This window comes from Candidatus Lokiarchaeum ossiferum (assembly GCA_025839675.1).
Classification (GTDB): domain Archaea; phylum Asgardarchaeota; class Lokiarchaeia; order Sigyniarchaeales; family Promethearchaeaceae; genus Lokiarchaeum; species Lokiarchaeum ossiferum.
This window is the reverse complement of record CP104013.1, coordinates 3,715,002-3,741,885: the sequence shown is the minus strand read 5'-3', so window position 1 is coordinate 3,741,885 and position 26,884 is coordinate 3,715,002. Positions and strand designations below refer to the sequence as shown.

Annotated in this window: 27 protein-coding genes; 12 read left to right on the top strand and 15 right to left on the bottom strand. The window is 34.6% G+C overall.

The window, feature by feature from the left end:
- Positions 1-235: 235 nt before the first annotated feature.
- Positions 236-670: an SRPBCC family protein gene (locus tag NEF87_RS15770; protein WP_457916572.1), complete on the top strand. Its 435-nt coding sequence runs from the start codon at positions 236-238 to the stop codon at positions 668-670.
- Positions 671-797: 127 nt separating this feature from the next.
- Here NEF87_RS15770 and NEF87_RS15765 read toward each other — a convergent pair whose 3' ends face one another.
- From NEF87_RS15765 to NEF87_RS15745, 5 genes are all read right to left on the bottom strand, one after another.
- The gene (locus NEF87_RS15765) at positions 798-1,628 is read right to left on the bottom strand and encodes a hypothetical protein (protein WP_457916571.1); all 831 of its coding nucleotides are present in this window, start codon (positions 1,626-1,628) and stop codon (positions 798-800) included.
- The gene (locus tag NEF87_RS15760; RefSeq protein WP_457916570.1) at positions 1,621-2,370 is read right to left on the bottom strand and encodes a DUF6790 family protein; all 750 of its coding nucleotides are present in this window, start codon (positions 2,368-2,370) and stop codon (positions 1,621-1,623) included. Before NEF87_RS15760 ends, NEF87_RS15765 begins: the two co-directional genes overlap by 8 nt.
- A gap of 110 nt (positions 2,371-2,480) precedes the next feature.
- On the bottom strand, positions 2,481-3,026 hold the full coding sequence (locus NEF87_RS15755) for a GNAT family N-acetyltransferase (protein ID WP_457916569.1): 546 nt from the start codon (positions 3,024-3,026) through the stop codon (positions 2,481-2,483).
- Positions 3,027-3,249: 223 nt separating this feature from the next.
- Positions 3,250-5,589 (bottom strand): ABC transporter permease, encoded by a 2,340-nt coding sequence (locus tag NEF87_RS15750; protein WP_457916568.1) that lies wholly within the window; start codon positions 5,587-5,589, stop codon positions 3,250-3,252.
- Entirely contained in the window at positions 5,573-6,388 is an 816-nt protein-coding gene (locus NEF87_RS15745) for an ABC transporter ATP-binding protein (protein ID WP_457916567.1), read from the bottom strand. Before NEF87_RS15745 ends, NEF87_RS15750 begins: the two co-directional genes overlap by 17 nt.
- 186 nt (positions 6,389-6,574) lie before the next feature.
- On the opposite strand from NEF87_RS15745, the gene NEF87_RS15740 reads away from it, so the two are divergent.
- Positions 6,575-7,060 (top strand): MarR family winged helix-turn-helix transcriptional regulator, encoded by a 486-nt coding sequence (locus tag NEF87_RS15740; protein ID WP_371802357.1) that lies wholly within the window; start codon positions 6,575-6,577, stop codon positions 7,058-7,060.
- A gap of 79 nt (positions 7,061-7,139) precedes the next feature.
- Positions 7,140-7,559, top strand: coding sequence for a hypothetical protein (locus NEF87_RS15735; protein ID WP_457916566.1), 420 nt, complete (start codon positions 7,140-7,142; stop codon positions 7,557-7,559).
- A 46-nt stretch (positions 7,560-7,605) separates the two neighbouring features.
- Here NEF87_RS15735 and NEF87_RS15730 read toward each other — a convergent pair whose 3' ends face one another.
- The 4 genes from NEF87_RS15730 to NEF87_RS15715 all read right to left on the bottom strand — a co-directional run bounded on the left by NEF87_RS15730 (position 7,606) and on the right by NEF87_RS15715 (position 10,279).
- Positions 7,606-8,781, bottom strand: coding sequence for a hypothetical protein (locus NEF87_RS15730; protein WP_457916565.1), 1,176 nt, complete (start codon positions 8,779-8,781; stop codon positions 7,606-7,608).
- Positions 8,782-8,799: 18 nt separating this feature from the next.
- A complete protein-coding gene (locus NEF87_RS15725; protein ID WP_457916564.1) occupies positions 8,800-9,096 on the bottom strand; it encodes a hypothetical protein in 297 nt (98 codons plus the stop codon).
- Positions 9,093-9,500: a hypothetical protein gene (locus NEF87_RS15720; protein WP_457916563.1), complete on the bottom strand. Its 408-nt coding sequence runs from the start codon at positions 9,498-9,500 to the stop codon at positions 9,093-9,095. The genes NEF87_RS15725 and NEF87_RS15720 overlap by 4 nt, the downstream gene beginning before the upstream one ends.
- Before the next feature lie 155 nt (positions 9,501-9,655).
- On the bottom strand, positions 9,656-10,279 hold the full coding sequence (locus tag NEF87_RS15715) for a DUF2202 domain-containing protein (RefSeq protein WP_457916562.1): 624 nt from the start codon (positions 10,277-10,279) through the stop codon (positions 9,656-9,658).
- 427 nt (positions 10,280-10,706) lie between these two features.
- Here NEF87_RS15715 and NEF87_RS15710 point away from each other — a divergent pair, with 427 nt between their 5' ends.
- Positions 10,707-11,189, top strand: a complete 483-nt coding sequence (locus NEF87_RS15710; RefSeq protein WP_457916561.1) for a hypothetical protein — start codon at positions 10,707-10,709, stop codon at positions 11,187-11,189.
- Between the two features lie 207 nt (positions 11,190-11,396).
- Here NEF87_RS15710 and NEF87_RS15705 read toward each other — a convergent pair whose 3' ends face one another.
- From NEF87_RS15705 to NEF87_RS15690, 4 genes are all read right to left on the bottom strand, one after another.
- A complete protein-coding gene (locus NEF87_RS15705) occupies positions 11,397-12,098 on the bottom strand; it encodes a hypothetical protein (protein ID WP_457916560.1) in 702 nt (233 codons plus the stop codon).
- 138 nt (positions 12,099-12,236) lie between these two features.
- Complete coding sequence (locus NEF87_RS15700) at positions 12,237-13,478, bottom strand: MFS transporter (protein ID WP_457916559.1); 1,242 nt, start codon at positions 13,476-13,478, stop codon at positions 12,237-12,239.
- Between the two features lie 226 nt (positions 13,479-13,704).
- Positions 13,705-13,869, bottom strand: a complete 165-nt coding sequence (locus tag NEF87_RS15695) for a hypothetical protein (RefSeq protein WP_457916558.1) — start codon at positions 13,867-13,869, stop codon at positions 13,705-13,707.
- Between the two features lie 554 nt (positions 13,870-14,423).
- Positions 14,424-15,203 (bottom strand): winged helix-turn-helix domain-containing protein, encoded by a 780-nt coding sequence (locus NEF87_RS15690; protein WP_457916557.1) that lies wholly within the window; start codon positions 15,201-15,203, stop codon positions 14,424-14,426.
- Between the two features lie 136 nt (positions 15,204-15,339).
- Here NEF87_RS15690 and NEF87_RS15685 point away from each other — a divergent pair, with 136 nt between their 5' ends.
- The 3 genes from NEF87_RS15685 (at position 15,340) to NEF87_RS15675 (ending at position 19,248) form a co-directional block, all read left to right on the top strand.
- Positions 15,340-16,422: a DUF5700 domain-containing putative Zn-dependent protease gene (locus NEF87_RS15685; RefSeq protein ID WP_457916556.1), complete on the top strand. Its 1,083-nt coding sequence runs from the start codon at positions 15,340-15,342 to the stop codon at positions 16,420-16,422.
- A 90-nt stretch (positions 16,423-16,512) separates the two neighbouring features.
- A complete protein-coding gene (locus NEF87_RS15680; protein ID WP_457916555.1) occupies positions 16,513-17,490 on the top strand; it encodes an MASE3 domain-containing protein in 978 nt (325 codons plus the stop codon).
- Between the two features lie 201 nt (positions 17,491-17,691).
- On the top strand, positions 17,692-19,248 hold the full coding sequence (locus NEF87_RS15675) for an acyl-CoA dehydrogenase family protein (RefSeq protein ID WP_457916554.1): 1,557 nt from the start codon (positions 17,692-17,694) through the stop codon (positions 19,246-19,248).
- Between the two features lie 469 nt (positions 19,249-19,717).
- On the opposite strand, the gene NEF87_RS15670 is transcribed toward NEF87_RS15675, so the two are convergent.
- Positions 19,718-20,899: an aldo/keto reductase gene (locus NEF87_RS15670; RefSeq protein WP_457916553.1), complete on the bottom strand. Its 1,182-nt coding sequence runs from the start codon at positions 20,897-20,899 to the stop codon at positions 19,718-19,720.
- Positions 20,900-21,084: 185 nt separating this feature from the next.
- On the opposite strand from NEF87_RS15670, the gene NEF87_RS15665 reads away from it, so the two are divergent.
- The 4 genes from NEF87_RS15665 (at position 21,085) to NEF87_RS15650 (ending at position 24,198) form a co-directional block, all read left to right on the top strand.
- Positions 21,085-21,609 carry an N-acetyltransferase family protein gene (locus NEF87_RS15665; protein WP_457916552.1) on the top strand — a complete coding sequence of 175 codons (525 nt, stop codon included), beginning with the start codon at positions 21,085-21,087 and terminating at the stop codon, positions 21,607-21,609.
- Between the two features lie 108 nt (positions 21,610-21,717).
- On the top strand, positions 21,718-22,536 hold the full coding sequence (locus NEF87_RS15660; RefSeq protein ID WP_457916551.1) for a class I SAM-dependent methyltransferase: 819 nt from the start codon (positions 21,718-21,720) through the stop codon (positions 22,534-22,536).
- A 152-nt stretch (positions 22,537-22,688) separates the two neighbouring features.
- Positions 22,689-22,862 (top strand): hypothetical protein, encoded by a 174-nt coding sequence (locus NEF87_RS15655; RefSeq protein ID WP_457916550.1) that lies wholly within the window; start codon positions 22,689-22,691, stop codon positions 22,860-22,862.
- A 67-nt stretch (positions 22,863-22,929) separates the two neighbouring features.
- Positions 22,930-24,198: an MFS transporter gene (locus tag NEF87_RS15650; RefSeq protein WP_457916549.1), complete on the top strand. Its 1,269-nt coding sequence runs from the start codon at positions 22,930-22,932 to the stop codon at positions 24,196-24,198.
- A gap of 25 nt (positions 24,199-24,223) precedes the next feature.
- Here NEF87_RS15650 and NEF87_RS15645 read toward each other — a convergent pair whose 3' ends face one another.
- Positions 24,224-25,396: a hypothetical protein gene (locus NEF87_RS15645; RefSeq protein ID WP_457916548.1), complete on the bottom strand. Its 1,173-nt coding sequence runs from the start codon at positions 25,394-25,396 to the stop codon at positions 24,224-24,226.
- Between the two features lie 154 nt (positions 25,397-25,550).
- Between NEF87_RS15645 and kynU the strand changes: the two genes are divergently transcribed.
- The gene (gene kynU / locus NEF87_RS15640) at positions 25,551-26,855 is read left to right on the top strand and encodes a kynureninase (protein WP_457916547.1); all 1,305 of its coding nucleotides are present in this window, start codon (positions 25,551-25,553) and stop codon (positions 26,853-26,855) included.
- Positions 26,856-26,884: the final 29 nt, after the last annotated feature.

The following is a 26,884-nucleotide window of genomic DNA, read 5'->3' as shown; positions in this document are numbered from 1 at the left end:
AGGAAGGAATGAGTTGAGGTATTTTGACTAGAATTTCATTACGTTTTATGTTTTGTTCTAGGAAACCCCAATATTAATCATTTTTTGATGTTTAAAATTTCTCCCTTTTTTTTTTAAGCTAGTTTGATTAATTACTGTTCCTATTTTAGAAGATTTGTTTAAAATAGGAAATCTCTTTAAATTTATTCATAAAAATAAGAAAATGGTTTATATTTTTATATTCGATTAATTTTTCATGAAATATCAAGTTGAAATCATTATTAATCGTCCCCTAACTGAAGTAATTCAATATTTTGATAGTTATGAACATCTTCAAAAATGGCAACCGGGCTTACAAAAAGTTGAACATTTAGAAGGAATACCTGGTCAAAAAGGGGCAAAAACACAATTAATATACTTGGAAAATGGAAGGAATGTAGAAATGATTGAAACTATTTTGAATAGAAATTTTCCGGATATTTTCACTGCGACCTATGAAGCAAAAGGAGTTTATAATGAAGTAGAAAACCATTTTTTTGCTATAACTCCTGATACAACTAAATGGGTGAATCACAATGTATTTCAGTTTTCAGGAGTCATGAAATTTATAGGATTTTTCATGAGAACTTCGTTTCCAAAACAAACATTGAAGGATATGAACTTTTTCAAGACCTATGTGGAGAGCCAATAACCTATAAAATAAGAAAAAATGGACTCAAATAGAATTTATGTAAAAATCCAAGCGAGAACGATGCATTATTTGAATTATCATGGATATTCGAGACAAAAAATTAATTTTTAAAAAACAATTGTAATCCTTAATTAGATTTCAAAATTTTCATAACCGCTTGAACTTCTTGAGGAAATTTTTTTGCGATTCGTGCTTTCTTACAATTCTCCATTAATATTTTTGTTAGTTTTGAGGAAGCTCCATCAGTCCAATGGAACATCAATTCAAATCCATACCGTGGATTGGAAGCTACCGCCACGCTAATAATAAATTTTAATCCTTTTTCAAGAATAATAAATTTATCATCTTTATAATGGACTTCTTCAATTTGCTGGACAATTGTAATTACATCACCGAGTAGATCGAGCAATTTTACAGAATACTTTTGGTCTTCTAAAAAAGAAGGAATTGCTAACCCTGCTAGAGCCCCACGTATTAACATAAAATCATGTTCATCCACCCATTTTTTGAATTCAATAAAGATAGAATCGGCGTGATCAGCAATAAAATACTTGGTTCCTTGCGCAATCGCTTCCCTTACCCGCCATCTTCCATCAACAGCCGCATTTTTGTAGTGTTGCAAAACTTTGTCCAAATATTCGGGATTCTTTTTAACAAATCCCCCCATCCCAATATAACCACTAAAGGGTAAGAACTCTTTCGGCGAATTAACAGGAGCAACTGCTTCAGAAACACTGACCAACCCTTCTAATAATTGCCATTTTGCTGATTTTAAAAGTGCTTTTTTATCATTCATTACACAGATACTGAAGGCATGAGCCAATTCCAAGTTAGCTCTCCTTCCAGGGAGTTCACAATTCTGAATGAGAAATTGGTATAAAGAATTGCTATTATTCTCTCTAATAGCTTTCTCAAAAATGGGAGTTAGAAGATCAAGCAAGCGGTCCTTTTTATTCATTTTTCTTCCATTCACCTTGAAACTTTAAATAGATATGTAGAAGTATTATTGAAATTATCGGTAAGGCTAAGTCGTGAAGATACAATATCGTTCCTGTATTCCCATGGGAATGGTTTTGATTTGCAAAAATGTCCCAAAAATGAACACCCGCTGCTCCCAAAAGAAATATGGACTTCGAATAAATTAAGCCGATCCAGATCGAATCTCGCTTCCAAATGCACAGAATACCCATTATTCCAAGACCAAGATGATAAAATGCAAGTTCAATTTGAAAAGGACTCCCAATCGGCCATCCAATATCCATTGCTACTGTGTCTGCTAATATAGTGTGTCCAATAAATCCGCGAAGACTGAAAAACGCAAACCCGATATAAATTATCTGCAATAGGAAAATTTCAATAACGCGAGCCCGAGGAAATTTTTCTTCTGGAGCAGGAGAATTTTTTTGAAATTCATCGACTTCACCGACTAAATGGCTTAACGCACTTAGGGGGATTAATAGAAAAAATAAAATCTCCCCAAAAACACCTAAGAAGTCAAGCAAGTATTTAATCATGAACATCCACATTAAAATTCCGATTATCGCAAATACTTCCTTATTCTGGGGTTTAACTGTTCGATTTTCGAGAAGATTGTCATTAAATTGATGATTTTTATCAATATCTTGCAGAATTTTCCCAGCGGGGATAATAATATCATAAATTTTCTTAATTTTTAACATTGAATGGGGAATTGACTTCATAAAAGCAGTGAAGATGAAGTAAATCTTAAGGATAATGATTATGAATTATAAATTTCTTAAAAAAACTTAGAGAGATATTTAGTATAGGTGAAGAATAAAATTATAACTCCTTATTTATTCCATTCGCGTTTTAATAACGAATTCATCTGGAGATCGCCAAATCGACCTTTTTCAAACTCATAATCACGCAGAACCCCTTCCATTTGAAAACCTAAGCGACGTAATAACTTCTGAGATGGCAGATTGTTCGGATCTACCAATCCTTCCACCCGGTTTAAATTAAGTTCATTAAACAAAAAATCAAGAATCGTTGTGACTGCCTCTGACATTAACCCTTTCCCCCAACAATCTCGTTTGAGTTTAAACCCAATTTCACATCGGAAATTGGCTTTATCCCACTTAAAAAATCCGATATCTCCAATACATTGATCTGTTTCTTTTAAAATGATCATCCAAATCATCCCTTCTTCCGTTTCAGCAAGCTCCACAAAAGCATTAATCTCATCTTTTACTTCTTGGAGAGATTGATAGGGTTCTTCTCCATGAAAACGCATGACCTCTGGATCTCGAAATAACTCCAATTGATCGATGGCATCCTTTTCCATTGGTTTTCTTAAGACTAACCTCGCCGAGGGGAGGGTTGGAATTTCGATCATAGATAAAAAAACGAGGCCAAATTTTTAGCCGTTTTGATATAACAGATTGAAAAAGTGAAAAAAGGTATTTTCCAATTTAAACTATGTTGGATGACCAGTTGTTAAATTTGGATGTTTAAGATATTTCAGTTGGTTGATACCATGGTTTTCTGAAAGAATGTTTGGTTCAAATGGGTTTTGTTTAACAATTGGAATAAAAAAACGAAAGATCCAATAAATCTTCCTATTCTTCTTTAATTCCTTCGGCCAAACATTGGGATTGGAGGGACCTATACTCTGGAAATAGGGAAAATAAGCTGCCGCCGAGGGCGAAGATAAATAGAAGAACATAATCGGTCCATATGAAATAGGTATCCACTGAAAAGAAATTTCGAGCTACTAAATTTTTCCAATAGATACTTAGATAATTCCCAGAGAGATAGCCAAGTCCTAAAGCGATTACCACTAAGAACATCAGCTCAAGGAAAATTTGAGTCAGAATTTGCCACGTTGAAAAACCAAATACCCTTTGCAGGGCATATTCCCGCTCCCGTTCAATTACAATGATTAATGTGGTGGAAAAGATTGAGAGGAAAGAGACGATTAGTCCTAAAACAACCATAATGTTCACAATCACAGTCTGAGACGCTATCACTTGTCGTATTTGCACAACAAATTTAGCTTTTTTGATAGCAAATTGCACATCAGGATTTTCATTAAGATCATCCATATAATCATCAAGCTCATCATCTTGTACATCCACCAACATGCCATTAATCGGCATAAAACCAAAGATATCTTCCAAGGTTTCCAACTGTATATACATGGCGATTGGCATATCCATGGTACGACTAAGACCCACGATGGTCACATTAATTTGACGATCAAATAACCAAAAACTACAATTATCCCCAACGGTGTATCCAAGATTATCCGCACTATATTGGGAGAGGATTACTTCATTCTTAATATCTTCAGAAAAACCAGTCCCTTCTTGAAGATCAATTTCATTTAAAGTGCTATTTGACAAGAATCCCCTAAGATTTGTCATTTGTTCGACTTGTTCGAAAAATTGGACATTAAGTTTCAGAAACGGTTCACTGGTGACAATGGCCTCATTTTCTTTCAACTCTTCATAAATACTATCTGAATAATCGGGCGTATTAAAAACACTCTGAACATCCCATGTGAGTTTGGAAAAATAATCCTCTTGAGTGGCCGAAAGGCAGGTTTGAGTATTAATGAGAGAGAATGATAGCATAATTGATCCACTAAATGCCAAGACAGTCAAAATACTGCGCATTTTACTGCGTGACACATTTCGCATAGGAACTTTCAGCTGCATTGGAAAACGAAGCATGGAGCTGAAATTTAGTTTTTGGGAAAATTCTTTGGCCTTTCCTCGGATTGCTTCATAAGGTGTGAGTGATACATTTTCGCGTGCAGCAAGGAAAGTAAATAGCAACGATACCACAAATGTGGAGACTATCACTTCGATGAGCACCCCTGCAGTTAATATAGCAGTCACATCCATCAAACCCCACAAATTCCCTAAAAAGGAAGATAGAAGTTTGAGCAGATTCCAACCAGCAACGGATCCAATGATGATAGCAAATATCGAGAGAATAAAAGTTCGGAGGAGGAACGCAAGCATAATAGTTTTAGAAGAAAATCCATAAGAATACAGCATCCCAGTTTGTTTTCGTTGTTCGATAGCATAGCGTTTTGTGATAATAAAAATAACGATACCCACAATTATGATTATTAGAATCGCTGAAGTGGCTAAATAACTCGAAGTTAAGCTGAGTGCATCGGAAAGCACAGCACTATAAGATACAACACGAGTATGCCAAACTAAGTATACGGGTATGTGGTTATCCTCCAAGAAATCTCTAACATCAATGGAGGATTCTTCAATTTCATCATCAGTGGTATTCTCAGAAAAATATATCACAACCTCATTGTAATAATTTTCTGGATATCCCATTAGGTCCCGTAAATCGGCTTCATTTAGATAGACGGCCCCTTCTTGTATAAGTTCATAACTCAAGTAATTTATTGCTTTCACTAATCCCACAATGGAAAAGGTTGCATTCTTTTCATTCAAATTAAAGGTCAGTGAATCTCCAAGGGAGACGTTCAGATGCGAAGCAAAGGTATCTAAAATAGCAATCTCGCCTTCCTTCATGGCAAAATGCCCCTCTATAACTTCTACTTCATTGATATCGTAGGATTTGTTTGGATCAACCCCAAGCGTATGGACTGAATACCATGTATCCTCATGGTTGAGTTTTGTATTGGTATTTAAACGGGCTTGAATTCGTTCTGGAGAAGTCCCAATGGTATCCAAAATTGTGTCAGAAATATTATCGGTGAGGTCTTCATGAACGGGGCCCAGAAAAAGATCGAGTTGAGCCAGATGATATTCTTCATAGTTTGTTTCTATCGAGTTTTCGATTGAAGGACTAGTTGAAAACATAGCAATTGGGAAAGCGATCACTAAAAATAACGCAAAGAAGGTAATAAAACTCCTTCCTTTGTGAAAGTAAATATCCCGTAATACTGCCTTATATATAGCTTTCAATTTGGGCACTCCCTTCCAGCGGACTATCGGACACTACTTTACCAGATCGTAATTTTATGACCCGATCTGCAAATTTAATAATTTCCAAATCATGGGTGACCAAAATCACCGTTTTATTTTGGGCTTTCGCAATAGTCCGAATTAAGTCCACAATTTTGACCCCAGAATCTTGATCTAATTGTCCAGTTGGTTCATCGACTAATAAAATATCGGGATTTTTTGCCAAGGCGCGGGCTATTGCCACGCGTTGACGTTCCCCTCCTGAAAGTTGGGATGGAAAATTATTCCGACGATCTTTCAAACCAACCATTTCAATGAAATGCTCCGCATCCTTTCGAATTTTTTTCTGTGGAAATTTCATGAGTTCCATAGTCAATTCCACATTTTCCAAAACTGTAAGGGTGGGAATGAGAGAATAGAACTGAAAAACAAATGCTAAGCGCTGTTTTCGATACATTGTTAACTGTTTTGCGGACATAGAACGCAGGGTATCATCACACACTCTGATATTTCCTTCAGAAATAGTATCAATACCCCCAATAAGATTAAGAAGAGTGGTTTTTCCCGACCCTGAAGGACCTTGAATGAAAACAATTTCTCCTTCAAATATGTCAAAGGAAACCCCATCCAGTGCATTTACAGCTATATCCCCAAGTTTATAAATTTTTTTTACATCGGTAATGGAAATGATGCTTCTTTGTTGTTGTGAAATGTTAGTTATGGAAGTACTATGGGCATATTCATCCCGTAAAACACCGTTCCAAATAGTGTTGCTGTAACCTTTAGCCGTTTTTGTCATTTGTGAGTCAATTATTTCCTAATATATATTGTTTTTAATTTTATAGAAGTATCTATAGTAAGATTCTAATGACAAAACTAATATAAAAATACTTCGTATTCCGAACTATTCGTAATTCTAAAATTTAAAAAAATTGAATGTTTGGAAAATTAAATATTTAATAGTCATTTTATACTAAATATTATTATGAATCAAGATGAAGATGAGATTCTTTCCTCATTTTTTACTCTTTTACATAAAGTTCGAGATGTTTTATTAGTAAATCGTCCGGAATTACTTGAGTTTGTAAAGCATGATAATTATAAATTAATTCGTGATCCCTTCGGTAGATATTTTCAGATAGTCCTGTATATTGGAACAAAAAAAAGAACCACAATGAAAACTTTTGCAAACCATTTCAAGCTAAAAGCAGGAACTGCAACCGGAATTATTGATCAACTCGTTGATAAAGGTCTTTTGAAGCGTGAAACCAACCCTAAGGATCGAAGAAAAGTGGAAATTGTTCTAACAGAGCATGGAAATAATCTTTATGCCAAAGCGATTGATATCCAGAAGGATGAGATTCGGAGTGTCATTGATGCCTTGAATCCTACAGATATAATCAACTTGAAAGGAATTCTGAAGAAAATCAATAAAGCCTTGATTATCAAGGAACGAACCACTAAGAAGTAGTCAAAAAAGAAGGAGTTAATTTTTCCCTAATCCTTTTTTAACTTTAACTGCAAAATGTAATCTAGGATCTGAAATTATAATGAGTCAAGAAGAAGTTACCCAAATCAATTCACAAAAAGAAGTACTCGAGCAAGAAATCCTTAAAATCAAAGAATTTTATGCCGTTGAAAAGGATAAACTAATGGCTAATTTGCAAAAAGAGCTAAATGGACTAAATACCAATTATAGCTCAGTTATGGAGAAAGCGAATCAAAATATCACCCTTAAACAACAAAAACTAAAAGAAGCAGAAACCCACTACTTTGCGGTCAAAGCAGAATTAAAGGAAGCAAAAGAAACTCACAAAAAAATTAGCACTGCTATGAAAGAGGCAAAAACAGGGCACGAAAAAAAGAAGAAGAAGCTGCTTAAAGATCTGGACACGGATCAAAATTTCAAGCTCAAAACAAAGGAAAGTGAAATTAAATACTTGGAAAAAAAACTCAAATCCATTAGTTAAGAAGGATTCAGTTTTAATACATACCCTATTTAAGTCATTCGCATAATTAACAATACTTACACAAAATTATTGAAGGTTTTTGAGACACGAGGGTAAAAATCAGGATACCTTGCCTTTTGCCATGATATTCAATAGATTTATGGACGGTTTTGAGATCAATTTTGACCCCCCGGGATTTATAGTCTAGCCTTCCTATCTGATGGAGTTTTAGGAGATTATTTATTTTCTTAAAATCGAGATCACAGTGAGCAATGTATTGGTAACATTTCAAAATTGGAGTTTTAACAAAAACATTATTAGTTAAGTACGCCAGTTTTTCATGAAGAAGTGTTAATTTATGTTCATTGGCAATATCATTGATAACATGAGCTTTAATGAAAGCAGGATCCGGCTCGTAAATATATTGTTTGGGACCAGTTAGAGTTGGAACGCTAACTGAGTCTTGTTTTATTATTGAAATATTCTCAGGTAACTTGGTAGCAATAATGCTTTGCTTTTCAGACTGCATAAACTTGCCAAACCATAACATGGTTTCTTTGACGGACCCTTTGTAGGATACGACTTCAATATCGCAAGTATAAGGAATATGAGAAAAATCCACTCCTGGTGCTATTTTCACAACAATGTTGGGTGAAATTTGCTCTAAATCAGATAAAATCGAGAGGGGAGGGAGATATTCTTCAATCTTCACAGTATGATCAGAGCCATGGCGACGACTAGGGTCAAAAATAATCGCATCGATATTGGTGAGTTTATCCATGAATTTTTTTTGTTGAAGTAATTCTAAGATATCACCTTCGATGATCTGCACTTTCTCGAGGAGATTATACACATTTAGATTATGCTTTAGCAATGCAATGATCTCAGGATCTTTTTCCACAGTGAGTAACTTCCATCGAAGACTTTGAGCAATAGTATCTCCCCCTATCCCAGAGCATACTTCTAACACTTGGGAAATCTTGGGAATTTTTTGCTTCATCTTCAAAGTGCGATATTCCGCCAGCCATTTAGAAGAGGCTTGTTCCAATCCAGCTTGAGTAAATTGCATCTGCTCAGCGCGGGGGTATTTTAATTTCGCCCGACTGTGAATGTGGAGATCAGCTAAAATATGTTCGATTTCTATGGGAGAATAACCTATTTTTACTAAAACTGCTCTGCGTCGCTTTTTATCACGGATTTTGAGTAATTTATTCCATAATTCTTTATTCAATTTATCTTGCATTCGTTTTTCTTCCCAATTTTAGCTTTTCAATTCATAGTAGATGATGCAACCCATCTTTTTAAGTTCTTTAAGCCATTTTTTAATTTTTTCAGGAATGGAGGAAAATGAACTGAAGCTGAGATGTATCTCTTTTAGTGATATTAAGTTTCTGATCGATTCAGGGAGAAAGGGGATCTGATCACTACTGAAATATAATTCTTCAAGTAATGTTAAGTTTCCTATAATATCTGGAAGTGAAGTGAGAGAATTATGGTAAAGTCCTAATTTAATTACACGATTTTCTTTATCAATAAATCCAAAGGTATCCCATGTCATATGAGGAGCAGAAAGTATCGAATCGGAAGTCTTGATTCTATCTTTGATAAGACTTCTGCATCCCGCCGAATCAATGGAATTTGATGGAATGAAACAATTTCAGTCTCTCGAATAATTCTTTCTGATATAGTTTGTTGATAATTTGATTGCTTTATATTGGATATTTCATTGGTTTCTTCAATTTCGTTTTGATTATTGATATGTTCATAAATTTTCCCATCTTTGCGATCTGAAGATGATATTTCACCCCAGGTAGCAAATTGAGAATCAATACTCTCAATAAACTTCCCAAGATCATCGACGACAATATGATCTTTTTCAATTTTGAAAGAAAGAAATTCTCCCCACCCTATCAATAGTTCCAATAATTCTTTTTTGGAAATTTCCAGACTCTCCGCAACCAAGGCTATATCAATTGACTTCGAAATTTTAGTATTTTTTTCAATTTGAGTAGATAAGATGAAAGTTTTGTTTCCATTTGGATCAATTAATGCTTAGTCAAAATAAATTCTTTCAATTTATAGATCATGCAATTAGAAAATAATTCAAAAAAAAAAAATTAAATGTTACCCTTTTCATTTGGAGTAGAAATAATGGAGTTGAATTCACTTTCTGAAAGAATAGTGGGTTGATATGATCCACCATAAATTTCGAGGGTATTAATGAAAGAACGCAAGTGATTCCGGGAGCCCCGCATCAAATTTTCATATGTGGCAATAAGAGCAGTATTATCGGTGCGGCTTATGAAATCTTGTAAATCCTTGATATCCATCTCTTCGATAAAGGCACCCACTTTTAAAGCTTCAATGGTTGAATTAATTCCTTGAGCAATCAGATCTGAGTACAAATCGGTTAATATGGAATTGTTATAATTCCCAATACTATCATCGACAATAGGATCTTCGAGTTTATATTGAACAAGCAGATCTCCAATAGAGTCCATATGAGTTTGTTCACTTCGGGCAATATTTTCAAACACAGAGATATTCCATGTTGCAAATAAAGTTAGATAGGTATCACGTGCGAGTTTTTCCTCTTCACGATTAAACTGAAGATCATCCACTTCGTCTTGAGAAAGGGAAGGATTGAGTAGATTGGAATTGTAAGCAAGAACTCCAATAACAGAAACAGTTAAAATAGTTAATAATGATATTGTTATGAGCATGGGTTTTTTATTTTTCATAGTTGTGCATCTCAAATGACTAATCTTAACATGACAATTTAAACAGTTCTAGACACTTATCCCCCTTGAAAAATTTTAGTTGTGGTTGTAGAAAGGAAAAAAAAGTGGGAAGACTGGGAATTACTAATCTTCCAAATAAGATTCTTTGACTGGAGTGAACAAGTTCCAAATGTTAAGTAACCTACAATATCAGGAAATTTCATAAAGATTTTTGGTAAAGTCCTCGCTTGAATACACAATTTATATAGACTATAAAACCAGTTATTTTACATATTTTGTTCGTGAAGGATTTATTGAAGTGTTTATCGGTATTTCAACTTAGATAAGTCTTCAATATCACACTCAATTAATTTCAATCATAAGGGAAAATGAATTTTTTCCTTGTTTAAAATTTCAAATTTAGTGAGGTGTACTATTTGCACAAAAAATGGTGTTGTTCCTACATTTTCAACATAAATATTATATTAATGATCATTGTTTAGGACAACATATGGACGAAATGTGTACGAATCACCCAGATCGGCTGGCTGTAGAAACATGTCATTATTGCAAAAAACAAGTTTGTGATTCATGTAATATACTTTATACTTTTACACGAAAGAGAGGAAACATTCGAATTAGGCGCAGATATCGAGTGTGTCCTCACTGCTATCTTGAAAAAATGGAATTTCGCTCAGGTTATCTACCAATTGGTCTAGCTGTTGCCTTTTTCTTGGCAATAATTATCATTCCATTTTATAACTACTTTACATCAGAAACAGAAGGATGGATAGGTGGACCTCTAATGTTTGCAGCCTTTGGAGGAACATTCATTTGGATAATCCTTTATATGTTTATTAATACAAAGAAAAAGGCTCATAAAGCGGCAGAATTAAGAGTAAAAGGAATTTTGAATGGCACAATTCAGTAAACCTATTTTTTTTCACTTTTTTGTGAAACATGTCTTCTAAATTAATTCATCTACTATTGTGAAAGGTAAATGTAACTAAATCTCAAAGTTCAAAATTTAAGTTCTATTGTTTTTCTGAAATAGACTAATGTGAAGCTAATTAACCTGCAGTGATGATTGTTTAGAAGTTAAAAATGTGTAATTTGGAAAAACAAAACAAAAAAATAATTAAGAACCTACTATGAATACGATGATTGCAAAGAGCGCTACCAAAGCTCCAGTTATTTTTAATAATTTACTAAAAATTCCTCTCGTTCGTAAAGTTTTTGAATAAATATAGTCCATTTGAGGTCTATCCGCAAAAAAAGATTGCAGAAGCTTAACTTCTCTCCCCAATTGAATTCCACCTCGCCGATAAGCCTTTCCAAGAAGTAATTTTTGCCCATCCACTAATTCCAAATAAATATAATAATGCACACTTGACTGAGTAAGATATTTTTTGGGGTTTTCTTTTAGAAACGTCTTCATGACATTACTTGCCAAATTAACTTTGCGAATACTTTCGATCGGAATTGTCATCGTCGGCTCATGGGCAGGATCAAACAATTCAATTGAATGTGAGGAAAATCGGGCTAATCCCCACATAATATCCGTATATTTACTTTTATTGGCATAAAATTCTATTATACTCAAACCAATGAAGCAAAAGAGTAATGGCATCAATATCATAAGAATCCCAATAAGGAAGCTGTCAAAACTATGATCACCGAATAAATATTCCTTAATCATTGTATATAGCACGAAAATACCCCCTAAAGTAAACAATCCACCAGCAGCATACCATACAGGAATGGGTAAATCTCCACTGATTCCAACATTCTCGAATTCAAATTGAGAATCCTGTGAAAATTGTAATTCTTCATAATCCATAAAAATATAATTGCCATTAATCGGTTTTAAATGTCATATCTCGAAAAGGTACTTTTTGCACAAAAACAACGCTTTTTATTACTTTCTCAATACTACTAATTGATTAAATCAAAAAAAAGAGAAGATATGAATTTACACCTAATCTTCCAAATAGGATTCTTTGACTGGAGTGAATAAACTCCAAAGGATTGCCAGAACTCCCAATCCCAATAGGACACCAGTGATGCTGTATTCTGTCAGATAACCGATTAAAGGGTTGATCACCATGAGCAAGAATTTTTGCATCATAGAAACGGTGGACAGGGTTGTGGCCCGTTGTCCCGAATCGATGTGTTTTTGCATATAGTTGGTCATGAACGTTCTTCGGCTCATTCCGAGTCCGGCGGCAAGTAAAATACCTAAGATCACAAATGCTACATTGTCAGTGATTCCAAAGAGAACGAATCCTACACCCATTCCGACTCCGGTAAAAACCACGAGGCCTTTCTTGGATCCCAGCAATTTTTCCAAAGGTTGAATCATGTTCAGCAATAAGATCTGAATGATGACCATACTTGCATGGATTAATCCGAAATACGCCATATTGACACCTAAAGCCATAAGTCGAGATTGCCATAACCAGACCGAATAATAAGCAATCACCGAGAGGATGATTGAATCCATTATGATCCGTTTCAAACCTTTATTTTTTCGAATTGTTTTCAATCCTTTCTGGAATATTTGCCAAGGGGAGTCTTTCTTGGATTGCTCATGTTGGGTTGGTTCAACTAGGAACATTCCTAACAGTGCAGCCAACGCCAATGGAATTGCTGAGAGTGCCATAGTAGACCAAGCACCCCAAGTAGATGCTATGAAACCTCCCGCAATAGTTCCCATGACCATGCCTCCCAGACTTAAACTACGAACTCGAGAATATATTTTCTTCGATTCTTTCTCGCGCCCAAGCTCCAACAGTGAATCATAGACTAAAGCTTCGTATGCTCCGGAGTTGAGAGCTACGGCTAATGCCCATATGATTTCACCCAAGGCAAGGATCCAAAAATTTGGATATGCAATGTAAACCAGAACAGCAACTGTATTTATAGCGTTACCAAGGTTCAAAGATAATTTTCTTCCAAATTTATCAGCTATTGTTCCTGTAGGAATCTCAAATAGGAAGATTGCTCCTGTGAAGATAGATTCAAGTAACATGATTTGGGTGAAGGTCATCCCTCCCCATCCTTCAAAGAATGCAATCATTACTGCACCGAAGAAGTGCACTCCCATGAGAAAACTTAACACATGGAGTAGATTGATGTTCCTTTTGTATTTTTTGAGTGAACTATCATCCTGTTTCACTCGTGTTTCCGTTTGTTTTGAAGCCAATTCAATTTTTGACATAGTGGTTTTCCTTTTTATAATTTTTTCATTGTTTTGGTTTTGAGTTTAATCACCTCAGGTCCCAAGGATGCCCTCAGGAATTACAAAAAAAATTTTCATTGGTTGAAGAATGATCGGTAAGAAGCTCAAATTCCTCCAAGAAGAGAAATTGGAATCAAAAAGCATTAACGATAGAAATTTGGTATCGAAAAATACTTTTTAGTTCATCTAACCATTGGTGTTACGATTAGAAGGGAAGATTAGTGGATTTCACTCGCGAATTACCAATCATCCCTGCCAGGCTTCGATCACGAATAGTCATCGGGAAGCCAGGATTTACCCCCACACATGCACTATCGTCGATAAAGCATAGAGTTGGTAATCGAGATTTTTTGATATTTTTTCGAGTCATTGTAATCAACTAAATTCACATTAGAAATGAAAATGTTATGAAATAATAAGGAATTAATCAAATATAAAGGTTACGTTGCCCAAATTAGCACAAGAAAGAATCTAAATGCCACTAAACTAATATTGAGCGATTGAGTAATAAGTAATTTTTTTGATTTTTAGGTGCATGGGGTTTTCTTCCGAATAAAAGTGATGACAATAATCATATCTGAATCAGGTGAAATATTTAACTCGAAAATGTGGTCTCATCTTGAAAGAGTTAAAGACAACCGGAAAAAGAAATATGCATCTATTCCCAAATAGGAAACATGGTCTCCACTGGAACGGCAATATTATCTGCGCCGTGAGTGAGAATACATCCGCGATAGTTTTTAGATGAGACCATAGTGAAATTCCAACTTGGATAGTTGTATTCAAATAAAGTGAAATGTGGTTTTTAAACGTTTTGTATACCAGTGAAAATTAAATGTTTGGTTTTATTGGATATAGGAGGATGTTAATTTCATATCCTAAACGTAAATGCAAATGTTCCTGGTCGATTTAATATTGAAAAAATTAATTTAAAAATTCAAGTAACCGTTTAATGGGCATTCCAGTCGTGGTTACGAGCATAACTTTTTCATCGTTTTGACTCAATTCATCTCCCGATTCACGAAGTTCCTCATATTTCTTCCTTACTCTATTTAAAAAATGGCTCCACTCTTCCCGGAAAATTAGGTATTCAGCACGTGACATATAATTAAATGAGCTTAAAAGATCAAACTGGGAAATATTATTTCCTTTATCATCTTTTATGAGATGTCCTTTTTTATCTCGCTTAAGTTTTGTCATATCACGTAACATAGCTAAATTACTTGAATCAAGGCCAGCTTTTGCAATTTCATTTATTTTCTTGCCAAAATCCACAAGATATTGACTATTTGCCTGATTGATCTTTGCAAATGCACTCTCAATTTGAATAATTTTAAGGAGATCTTTTTCGGAAGTATTTGGGGAACTAAAATCTACATCTGAATCAAAATCCCCTATTTTTTCGTTGTAGTCTTCTGCCAAGCGATAAATCATGTTTCCTTTAATATCCCGCATTTCTGGAACTGCAATAATACCAATTTCTATCAGATCTTGTAAGTGAGTGTGAATCGTGGATTTACTTTTACTTAGCAATCTTTCAAAATCGGCACTGGTTAATTGTTGATACATTTCAAGATAACTATAGATATGAAACTTTGTCTTACTAAGAAGCAATTCAAGGGGAGTCTTCTCATCTTTCGACTTTTTGAATTTTTTAGACGATTGTCCTTTATTTTCAGAAGAACTTTTTTTTTTTTTATTCATATTTTGATTCTACTTTACTATAAAAAAACGAATCATTTAAATACTTGTGTTGATATATCATTATTAAAAATTCGTTATTTATTATAAAAAACGAATATTATTAGTTTATCATTATAAAAATGGAAGGGAAAAAAAAATGCAAAAAATAAATCTTATAGAACCATTACAAATCTCGTTTCAAAAGGCCACCTTGGAACAGATGATACTAATTTTTAAAAACTTAAGAAAGCCAAATGCAAACAAGATAGCGATTCGTCAACAACTAGAAGAGATTCTTGATCACCCAGATTATGTTGTTGAATTCTCCCGATATGGAAATCGGGTTCAAAAATCGGAATTAATCGATTTTATTCTTAACTTCCAATCCATAGAGAAGAGTTCTATAAAAAATGAAGATCTACTAGTGCGATTTGATCACTTCAAATACTTGATAGAACATGTAGATGACTATCAGTCTAAATTGGATTTGATTGAAAGTATTTTTACACCCGAGATTATTAAGGAACAAGGGGATCTCGCTCTAAAAGGATTACCCAAGGGAACTCAATTCGGTAAAGTCACATTTCTATTTACGGTTGGAATCGGTATGTCATTTGGTTACCCCCATCAAACTGAAGATGGACGAAAATATATTCATTTTGATTTCATTCAATTAATCAAGGAATTTACACCTGAACAAATCCGATTTTGTATTGGTCATGAAATTCATCATATCGCAATGAATGAAATCCACGATAGTCTTGATATTGTGAACATGCCTTTAGAGCAATTATTCTTCCTTCTTTTCTCAGGTGAAGGATTAGCAGTTAAATATTGCAATAATGCTAAGGGAATTTTGTCCCAACCATTATATCTTGATTTACCAGAAAATATTGGATTGGATCGATTTTCATGGGAATACTTGAATAACGATTTTGAAAATACTTTCCAGATGTTCAGAAATCATATTCAAATGATTCGCAATGGAGAAATTACTTCTCAAGATCAATTAATGGCCCTTTTTCAAAAATACTGGATGAATGATAAAACTGCAGAACAATCTCCAGATGAGTCTCCTCGATTAAAGCAAAGTCGATTTTATAGTTTTGGAAACGAAATTTGGGGGTTATTACATGATAAATATGGAATTGAAAAGGTCTACAATACCATTTACAATATGGGTGCTTTTTTGCCATTACTGAACAAAGCGCTAATACAATTAAATTTAGATGTGATTTAATGCATAAATTTAGGGAAAAATCGTAGTTCAGCATTTTAACATCAATCAATTGAAAAAATACTTAGGTGAATAGGTATTGAACCATGATAGATGGAAAGAAGAAAAGTAATCAAATATGGGAGTTTTCTATTTTTAACAATTGTAGGGTTTTATCTCCTGAGTGTATATTCTTTTTTAGTGTTTCACAGTTTAATTGAGATTTTTTCAATCGCTACAGGATTTAGTATCTTTATGTTTTATTGGTTATCCCGAAATCGTATTGAAAATCCTTTTTACCTTTTTTTAGGAATTGGATCATTTTTCATTGGTATGATTGATTTATTACACGTTCTGTCGTACAAAGGAATGAATATCTTTGAAGGATTTGATGCAAATTTACCTACCCAATTATGGATCGCATCGCGTTATTTACAATTAATATCAATTATTCTCGCATTAACAATACGAAAAAACAAAAATCATGAGATAACTGTTTTCCTTCTGTATACCGTTGTGTCACTTCTTGTGAGTTTAGCCATTTTCGTTTTCAAAATTTTCCCTGTTTGTTTTATCGAAGGGGAAGGTCTTACACCATTTAAGAAAATAAGTGAATACGTCATTTCCTTAGGATTAATTGGTAGCATTTTTCTACTCCGATCGCGAAAAGAAGAATTTCCACAAGAAATTCGATGGAATTTATATCTGTTTTTTATATTGACCGCTTTATCGGAGCTATCGTTTACCTTTTATATATCGGTATTTGGCATCTCTAATGTTATAGGCCATTTGTTCAAATTTTTAGCGAATATTATCCTTTTGCAATCCATTCTCATAATCGGCTTAAAAAATCCATATAATATCATCTTTCGAGAATTAAAGCAACGGGAAAAAGAATTGGAAGAAAAACTTAAACATATTAAAACTCTTTCAGGATTACTTCCAATCTGTTCGAACTGTCATAAAATGCGAGATGACAAGGGATATTGGCATAGAGTTGATGAATACTTGCATACTCATACCGATGCAGAGCTCACCCATGGAATTTGTCCAGAATGCGTAAAAAAATTATATGGTGATTTAAATTTTTAGTTTTTCAACCTCAAAAGTCATGTATACATTTGTTTAATTTAGAAACATGGTAGAAATAACAAGTTGGTTCAATCATTTAATCCTCTTCAAACTTTTGCGATTATTCCTAATCTTATTTCAGTGAGAAGCTTAAATTGGAATAGTAATCATTTTCACGTGAATCTAAGTTTCGAATTTTAATCAAGATGTGAAATGAAAAATATGAAGTTAAATGACGCAATTTATGGTAATTTATTAGAGAAGAACTATGAGAAAGGGTTGAGCTTGGGAAACCGATATTCTTTTATTAATTCCAACATCTTTCCATTGTTAAATAAAGAAGAACGAGACACTTTTATGGGATTTCAAGATGTCTGCAAGAAACTGGCCCCTCAAGTGAATATAGAAGATGCTTATGAAATTCTTCCAAAATTGGGAGAACATTACATGCTTCAACGTATGAATACTTACGAAGGTATTTACGGATCTTGCAAAACTCAGATGCTACTGAATTTAGCTGTTGGTGGTATGGCTCCAGAAGTAGATATGTCCATGAGTGCATCATCGATTTTAGTGGGAAACTCCCTTTATCACAATCCTAAACGCTCTGATATACAGGAAAAAGCTTTGCATGCAATCTACCGAGGAACCAAAATCGGAGGAATTGGAATTACAGAACCGGAACATGGAAGTGACGCAGTTAATATGAAAACGCTTGCATCAATTGCTGATAACGGTGATGTTACTTATAATGGAACTAAAATCTATACCACTAATGGTGCAGTTGCCGACTACTTCAGCACGTATGGAGTATTGGATGTGTCAAATCCTCGCAGAACCATGATGCTATCTCTTTTCAAACGGGAAGATGAAGGACTCTCCACTGAACGATTACATATTCCTGCTGCCCATGGAGTAGGAATAGCAAAAGTGAATTATGACAATGTAACAGTGCCAAAGGATCGCATGATTGCCCCACCAGGAGAAGGGTATAAAAGACTCTTCCGAGGATTGACGCCAGAACGATTTACGATCATCTCAAGTTCTCTTGGAAGTCTTTGGCATGCGTTAGCTACTGGGACAATTTATACCCAACTTCGTCATCAATTTAATAAACCCCTCTTTAAATACCAAGGAATCAGCCATGTCTTAGCAGACATCTATGCACAATTATCTGCCTACACATCATTTGCCATGCAAATTGCTGATTTTTATGATAAACGAGTCGGATCTAAAATTCATAAGGGAGAAACTCCAGATCCAATGGACGAAGCCACTTTAGCAGTTTCAGCAGCCCAAGGAAAATATTTAGCAACGAAGATGGCTCACAAAGCGACCTATGAAATTGTGCAAGTCATGGGCGGTCGGGGAGCCATCAATGAACCAGGTTCAAATAATATAATTAATCGTTTAGAAAATTTAAGCCGACTTTCTGAAGTTTTAGGAGGTCATCGCAATATTCAACTAATGATTGTAGAAATGGGACTAAAAGCGACCACTGCAATGGCTATTGGAAGTAATATCAAAAAGGCGAAGCGGGAACAAAAGAAAGTCAATGCGAAACTTAATGATCTTTATATCGCCCGAGCAGAAAAAATAATTACTGAAGAAAGCCAATATCTCCCAGAATCGGATAAGTTGAACTTACAGAATGCCATCAATAAACTAAAAAATGCCGCTGAGACGAAAAATGATATTGAATTTAGAGCCTATAGTTCTGCTTTACCAAAACTCCTTTCCAATGCAGGTAAGGCTATTTATAAAGCAAAAAAGAACTAATTTCAATACTTTCTTTTTTTTTATACTAGATAATTATCTAGTTGATAATATAACCATCTGAATGAACAAATAATTTCGAGTTATTTAAATTCTTTTTTTATTCAAATCATGAATTTTAGCACAATATCCTAGCAATACCGAAAATATTTCAACCCAATTTTACAATTATTCTAATGTAAGGGATATATATGAATGTGTTTTTCTTATAGATATTGGAGACCCCTAAATGTTCGAAAAATTGATCAATCTGTTTCGCGCCTATTTCAAAAATTGGAGCCATTCTGTCGAATCACATCATTTAATCATGGGATTATAAGAAATTGTAGTCGCATATCACAAATACCTTCATATTTTTTCTTTTTTCAATTTCTTCTTCTTTATCCGTTAATTCAAAAACTCATTCAAAAAATCATTGGTGTAAAAAAAAATACTACTTTAAAAATGTGAAAAAAAAGGTTTTCTACACAGGTTAGACAATGCTTTTGGGATCTACACCATCAACAAAAACAGATGCTGCCTTTTTCAATCCTTCAGGAATATTGATCGATTGAGGACACTTATCCAAACATTGACCACACTCGATACACAGTTGAGCAGCCCCATTATTGGGTTTTTCGGCTAAAGCTTCTTCTGTTTGAGCAAACCCATCAAACCAGCTTTGCATGGAAGCTGCAGACCCTGTCCATACCGCTTCATTTAAGACGCGTAAATTCATTGGAATATTCACTCCCGAAGGACAAGGCATGCAATATTCACAACGAGTGCATGGAATATAGATCAATTTTTCAAAGGAAGCTTTAAGTCCAGCAATGGTGGCAAGATCTTCATCCGAAAGAGAATTGATTCCCGCACGATCAGCACTTGCACAATTTTCATCAATCATCTCCATCGTATTCATTCCGCTCAATACCACTTTAACTTCAGAATAATTCCACACAAACTGGAGTGCCCATGCAGCTAAGGATTGTTGTGTTTTTGCTTCGTTCAAGAATTTTAGGCCCTCATCAGTTTGTCGAACAAGCTTTCCCCCCAATAAAGGTTCCATGACTATGACAGGAATACCTTTCTTTCCCGCATACTTCAATCCCTTTTCAGTTGCTTGGGAATTGACATCCATGTAATTGAATTGAATCTGAGTCACATCCCAATCATATGCATCAATTATTTCGATGAACGTTTCATAATTGCCATGAAAAGAAAAGCCAAAGTGTTTGATCAATCCTGCTTTTTTAGCTTTTTCGGCTTGTTCGAATAATTTTAATTCTTGAACCCTCGAAAATCGCATTTTGCTTAACGCATGGAGTAAATATATATCCAAATGATCGGTTTGCAATTTTTCTAGCTGCAATTTTAAATATTTCTCAAAATCCTCTGGGACCTTATATTCCCAAACGGGGGCTTTGGTAACCAATTTTACTTTTTCACGATAACCGTCTTGCAATGCTTTTCCAACCACAACTTCACTTTCTTGATTGTGATATGGCCAAGCGGTATCAATGTAATTAATCCCTTGGTCAATTCCATGGCGAATTTGCTTAATCGCTTCAGGTTGATTGATTTTAGTTGTGTCTCCTTCTTTAATTGTAGGTAAACGCATACATCCGAAACCTAAAATGGAAGTGTCTTCATCAAACAGTTTTCGGTATTTCATTTTGATCAAGTGATAATAAAACATGTTTTGCTAAAAACTAGCCTCCTTCAAGTTGTAATATTTACTCCCATTGAAATTCAATTATGGTGTTATGGTTAATGGGTGTAATTAGAAAATATTTTCAAAACTGGATTCAATCGATGAAAGAATATAAAATTCATTTAGCTTAAATCATTTTGATGGATATGAATATTAGGGTAGCACGACTGGAAGATGCGTTAGAAATTGCAACTGTACGTGTTTTGAGTTGGAAAAAAGCGTATCGTAATTTGATTTCGGATCACTATTTGGATAGCTTAACAATTCCAGAACGGGTTCCGAAATGGATAAAGCGGATTAATCAAACCAAGATCGATCCAAGTCGCATTTTTGTTATTCAAGATTCGGATCTAAGGATTGTCGGGTACACTTGGTGCGGAATTCCGAGAAATTATTCAGATGTGGTTGATGGTGAACTCTATGCCATGTACATTTTACCAGAATATTGGCAGCAAGGAATTGGAACACAACTATTTTTCAAAGTCGTCCAGTATTTTGAAGAACTAGGATATCAATCTATGCTGATCTGGGCACTAAGTCAAAATTCTGCGTGTGAATTTTATCAAAAACTAGGAGGAATCCCAACTTATGTGGATTTCATAACACATGCTGAAGAAAAATATGAAGAAACGGGGTTTGTATGGAGCACATTACCATCTAAAATGTATTGAAAAAGAAAAAGTAAATTATAAACTAAATTATAGTATGATTGCGAATGTAATTTATCAAATGTTTGGTTTTTTAGATAACCTTAATAATCAAAATACCTTTTCCCCTTTATGAAAAATACTTCTGAGTTTGATATTAATCAACGTCGATGGGATGAAATGGCCAATATCCATTCAAAATCCCGGTTCTATGATGTAAAAGGCTTTAAGGAAGGAAAAACCTCATTATATGGACTTGAACAACGGGAGCTAGGTGATGTTGAGGGAAAATCGATTTTGCATCTGATGTGTCATTTTGGGTTGGATTCTATGTCATTAGCTCGAAAAGGTGCCCACGTTACTGGAGTTGATTTTAGCCAAGGAATGGTAGATATGGCAACTAAAACGAATGAGGAATTAGGGTTATCCGCTAAATTCATGCAAGGTAATGTATACGATGTTCCAAAATTGATCGAAGAAAAATTTGACATTGTCTACATGACCTATGGACTTCTTTGCTGGCTTCCTGATCTACCAAAGTTATTTGAAGTTATTGCCGATCGATTAAACCCGGGTGGATTCCTGTACATGGCAGAATTTCATCCTTATGGGATGCTTATGGATGTTGAGGATGATGAAAGCTACAGAGTTGGAGGGCCCTATTTTGTGAAAAAAGAACCAGAACTTATAGACAATGATCGTACTTATGTAGACACAGAAGAAAAGATCCAAAATACCAAGAGTTACGAGTGGCAACATACCCTCATGGAACTCTTAAATGGATTATTTACATCTGGTCTTCACATGGAATATTTTAACGAACATCCCTTTAGTTCTTTCCAAGTTCACCCCGATATGGAATTACGCGAGGATAAGCACTGGTATTTCCGACATCCGGAGAAATTTAACATGCCTTTTCTCTTTAGTTTGAAAGCTTTCAAACCGGAATAGTCCACAGTTTTTCCTTCCCTTTCTTTTTTTACCTCGAATGGCATATTCAGAAAACATAGATTGTGCCATTATGTACTATTCTATGTAGTATCAAACATAACTTATTAACTTTAAATTGAGGTTAAACATTTGAAAAAAAGAAGGTAATTAAAATGACTAAGTCAAACCGGAAATCGTGTGCTAAATGGTCTAAAAGTGAGATCCATTTGCAAGCAGGGCAATGTGAAGAATGTAATTCTCCACTTTTCCTATTACATGATAATCTATACATCTGCAAAACTTGTGGTTTAGAGCAGCATCTAACCCGAGGAGAACAATCCGAATAGCTAAAGTTAAAGAAGCACACTTTTACTACTACATTTTTCCATCTACTCACAATAAACGCTGATACTAATGACAACTAATGATGAAACCAAACAAAATATGGACTCTAATCACAATCAAGCTATGCAAAGCAACGTCAAAAAATATTTCGCTGCGATGTTCTTTCGCAATTTATGGATTTCTATGCCAGTCGGAATTCTATACTTCCAAGCCCGTGGACTTAGTTTTACTCAAATTGGTTTATTGGAAGCAATTATTTCTGCAGTGATTTTCTTTACAGATATTCCGAGCGGTGCTTTTGCCGATATATTTGGTAGAAAATTATCCACAAGTCTCGGAATGGGACTATGGGGTCTAAGTTTAATCCTAACAGCAGTATTTACAACCTTCAACGGATATGTTTTTGCAGCAATTCTGATGGGTTTTGGTGATTCATTCCTTTCTGGAGCAATCAATGCACTATTTTATGATACACTAAAGCAAATGAATAAAGATCAAGAATATATAAAATATACTAGCCGAAGAGATATCATTACATCCATTGCAATTATTCTGGCTTCCATCTTAGGTGCAATTTTCTATACAATTGACATAAGATTACCATACTTGGTACATGGAATTACTTTAACAATCGCAGGAATAATCGCATTTACAATGAAAGAGCCAATAACTTTCGAAAAATCAAAAACTGTCGCTGCACAATACAAATTAATTGGTAAATCCTTATGTTTTGTCTGGAAAAATCATATTGTTCGATTCATCACTATCTTTTGGGTCCTAGTGCTGACTGTTCCTATGTTATTTTGCAATATGATGGAGTCCTTTTATCTCGTTGAGATTAATATCCCAGTGATTTATTTCGGACTCATTTTTGCATTTACCCGCGGCGTAATTGGATTTTTCGCCCCATTACGGTTTTCTATTGAAAAAAAACTTGGGGAGAAAGGGTCCTTCTACGGAATTACCATAATTTTCGGGGTGATGTTATTCTTGATGGTGTTACTAACTACACCATTGAGTTTGGCATTTGTGTTTATATTCTTCTTCACCCGTGATTATACGTGGACAATTTTGGACAAATATGCTAATGACCATATTCCCTCAGATCGTCGGGCTACAGTCCTTTCTATTATCAATTTTTGCTTGAATTTGGTTTATATGGGGTTTGCACTGCTTACAGGATACTCAATGGATCATTCTTCTTTACTTGGACTTAATTCCCTCTTATCAACGATGCTAGTGCTAGGAGCGGCAACCTTTGTGATCTTAATTCCATTCCTCATCGCAAATTATCGTAAATTGGGAGCTAAGAAGGAAATTCCTTCTTCCGGAGAGTAATTCCCTTCTTAAATCTTTTTTTCTTTTAACTTTGAATTTTTTTTGTATTGACGACATAGATTAATCCAGTTATTGTGCAGAATAGAACTAAAACTAATAAAGGAGAATAAGATGGGATAGATGCAAGATCATCAAGAGAAAAACCCCCCACTTTAATAGAATCATGATTCAATTTGAGTTCAAAGTTATAAAATAGTTTGTTATATTGCCCAATTTTTAATCTTGGAAAAACAAAATAAAAGGTTTCAAGGTTCGGATCTTGATAATCTGTAAAGTGAAACATTTCAACCCCATATCCTTCATCCAATGGAAAAAGATTCCACATACCTTGAGATCTATAAGAAGATTCACTTATAAATTTAGGGAAATAACTTGAATCTCCAAGATTTGTTGTATGCAAATGAATTTTAACTCCCAAACCGTATTGAGTCTTGTCTGGTAAAATACTATTATTAAAAAGCAGTTCAAGCTGATCTAAGTTTGATAGGAATAAAGAAAAATATAAGGATGAATTTTGAGATGAAATATCGAAGGTATTTTGAATAGCAACATTTATCTTGTTGTCACTGCCATTATATGAGGAACCTTCGATGAGACAACCAGCATAATTAGAAGACCATCCATTTCTTATGGTAGATGAGGATATTTTTTCAGAGGAAATATTAGTTGAGGAAAAAGTGGCTTCTGAATAAGGAGATTTTGAATATCCTAAGAGATTATTGATAACAGGATCACTGCCAGAATTATCAATTATTACACTTTCTGAAGGATATATGAGAAACATATCTTCGAACGATATAGTGAAGGAATTTCGCGCAGTATCTGAAATATTGTATGCCATACTATATTCTATATCTCGATTTTGTGAAATTTGATAGGGGGAAAATGAATCCACATCGTCCCAGTTTGAGGTATTATAAAATTCTTTGTATTCATACAAACCATCTGAACACGCAAGTGAGAAGTTTTTGTCTAAGGAAAAATCTAATTGATGAGATTCTTTTAGATAACTGTAAGTAGGATGTTGATTTTCATTCATTATTTTTATTCCATGTTGCAGATAATTTGGTTCAATATAATGACTCCACACTGGAATATTTTGCTCTTTCAATCCAGTTACAAAGGGAAAAGTGAGAAAAAATAAGGCTAATGTAATTAACAAATGTTTTCTGGTAGACAAAGTATGATTTTTGACCATTTTTCCGATTTACCTACTTTTGCTTATGTATATCTAAATATCCCTTTTTTCTACATTTAAGTTTTTAATTCGAAATTGGACAAAATTTTCAACCTTTAAAATCATGTGCTCTTGAAAGCTTAACATTTATATTGCAGCAAGACGTAATTTTTTCATGGCTCTTCCTGGCGCTGATAAATTTGTATCCACTCATGAATTTGCACAAAGTTTGGATGGCAAAGATCCACTACACCACTTTCGGGAACAATTTTTCCTACCCGTAGATAAAATCTACTTGGATGGAAATTCCTTAGGATTAATGCCCCGAAAATCAGAAATAGCGATTCAACGAGTTTTAAATGAATGGAAATCTATGGGTATTGGAGGATGGTTAAATGCTCAAATTCCTTGGTTTTATTTTAGCGAACGGATGGGGGAAAAAATAGCTCCGATAGTGGGGGCGAAACCTTCAGAAGTAGTAATGACGGGAACCACCACAATCAATTTACATTCCTTAGTGAGCACTTTTTATCAACCTGAAGGAGCAAAAACCAAAATATTAGCCGATGAATTGAATTTTCCGAATGATCTTTATGCTCTTGGCGGGCAGATTCAAATGAAGGGTTTGAACCTCCAAAATCACTTGGTATTAGTTCCCAGTGAAGATGGTAAAACCTTAGATGAACAAAAAATCATCGAAATGATGACGCCTGATATCGCTTTAATTATTCTTCCTTCAGTGTTGTATCGAAGTGGCCAATTATTAAACATTGCACATCTTACAAAAGAAGCCCATGTTCGTAACATCGTTATTGGATTTGATTGCTGCCATTCGGTTGGCGCAGTTCCCCATAAATTTGATGAGTGGGACGTCGATTTTGCATTCTGGTGCAGTTATAAGTATCTAAATAGTGGTCCAGGTGCTCCAGGGTTTTTATATATCAATGAACGTCATTTTAGTAAGAAAAATGGCTTGATCGGGTGGTTTGGATATATTAAAGAAAAACAATTTGATATGGCATTACAATTTGAACAAGCGAACAATGCTGGTGGGTGGCAGATTTCATCCCCTGGAATAATTGCTGCAGGAGGGGTTGAAGGCGCATTGGAAATTACTCTCGCCGCGGGAATAGAACAAATTCGGAAAAAATCGCTCCATATGACCGAATATCTCATTTTTCTCGTTAAAGAACTTCTTTCACAAGATCCCTATTCTTTCATGATTGGAACCCCCTTAGAGTCTACCCGTCGTAGTGGACATATTGCATTAGAACGTGAGAAAGATGCTTACCGAATTAACAAAGCATTAATTCACCACGGATTTATCCCCGATTTTCGGCCCCCCAATGTAATCCGTATTGCACCAATTGCATTATATAATACTTATGAAGAAGTTTGGAATCTCGTTCACACCCTCAAGCAAATTATTGATACCAAAGAATATCTCCAATTTTCAGAAGAACGGTCAATAATTTCCTAATTTTACCTATTTCTTTTCTTTTCTTTCAA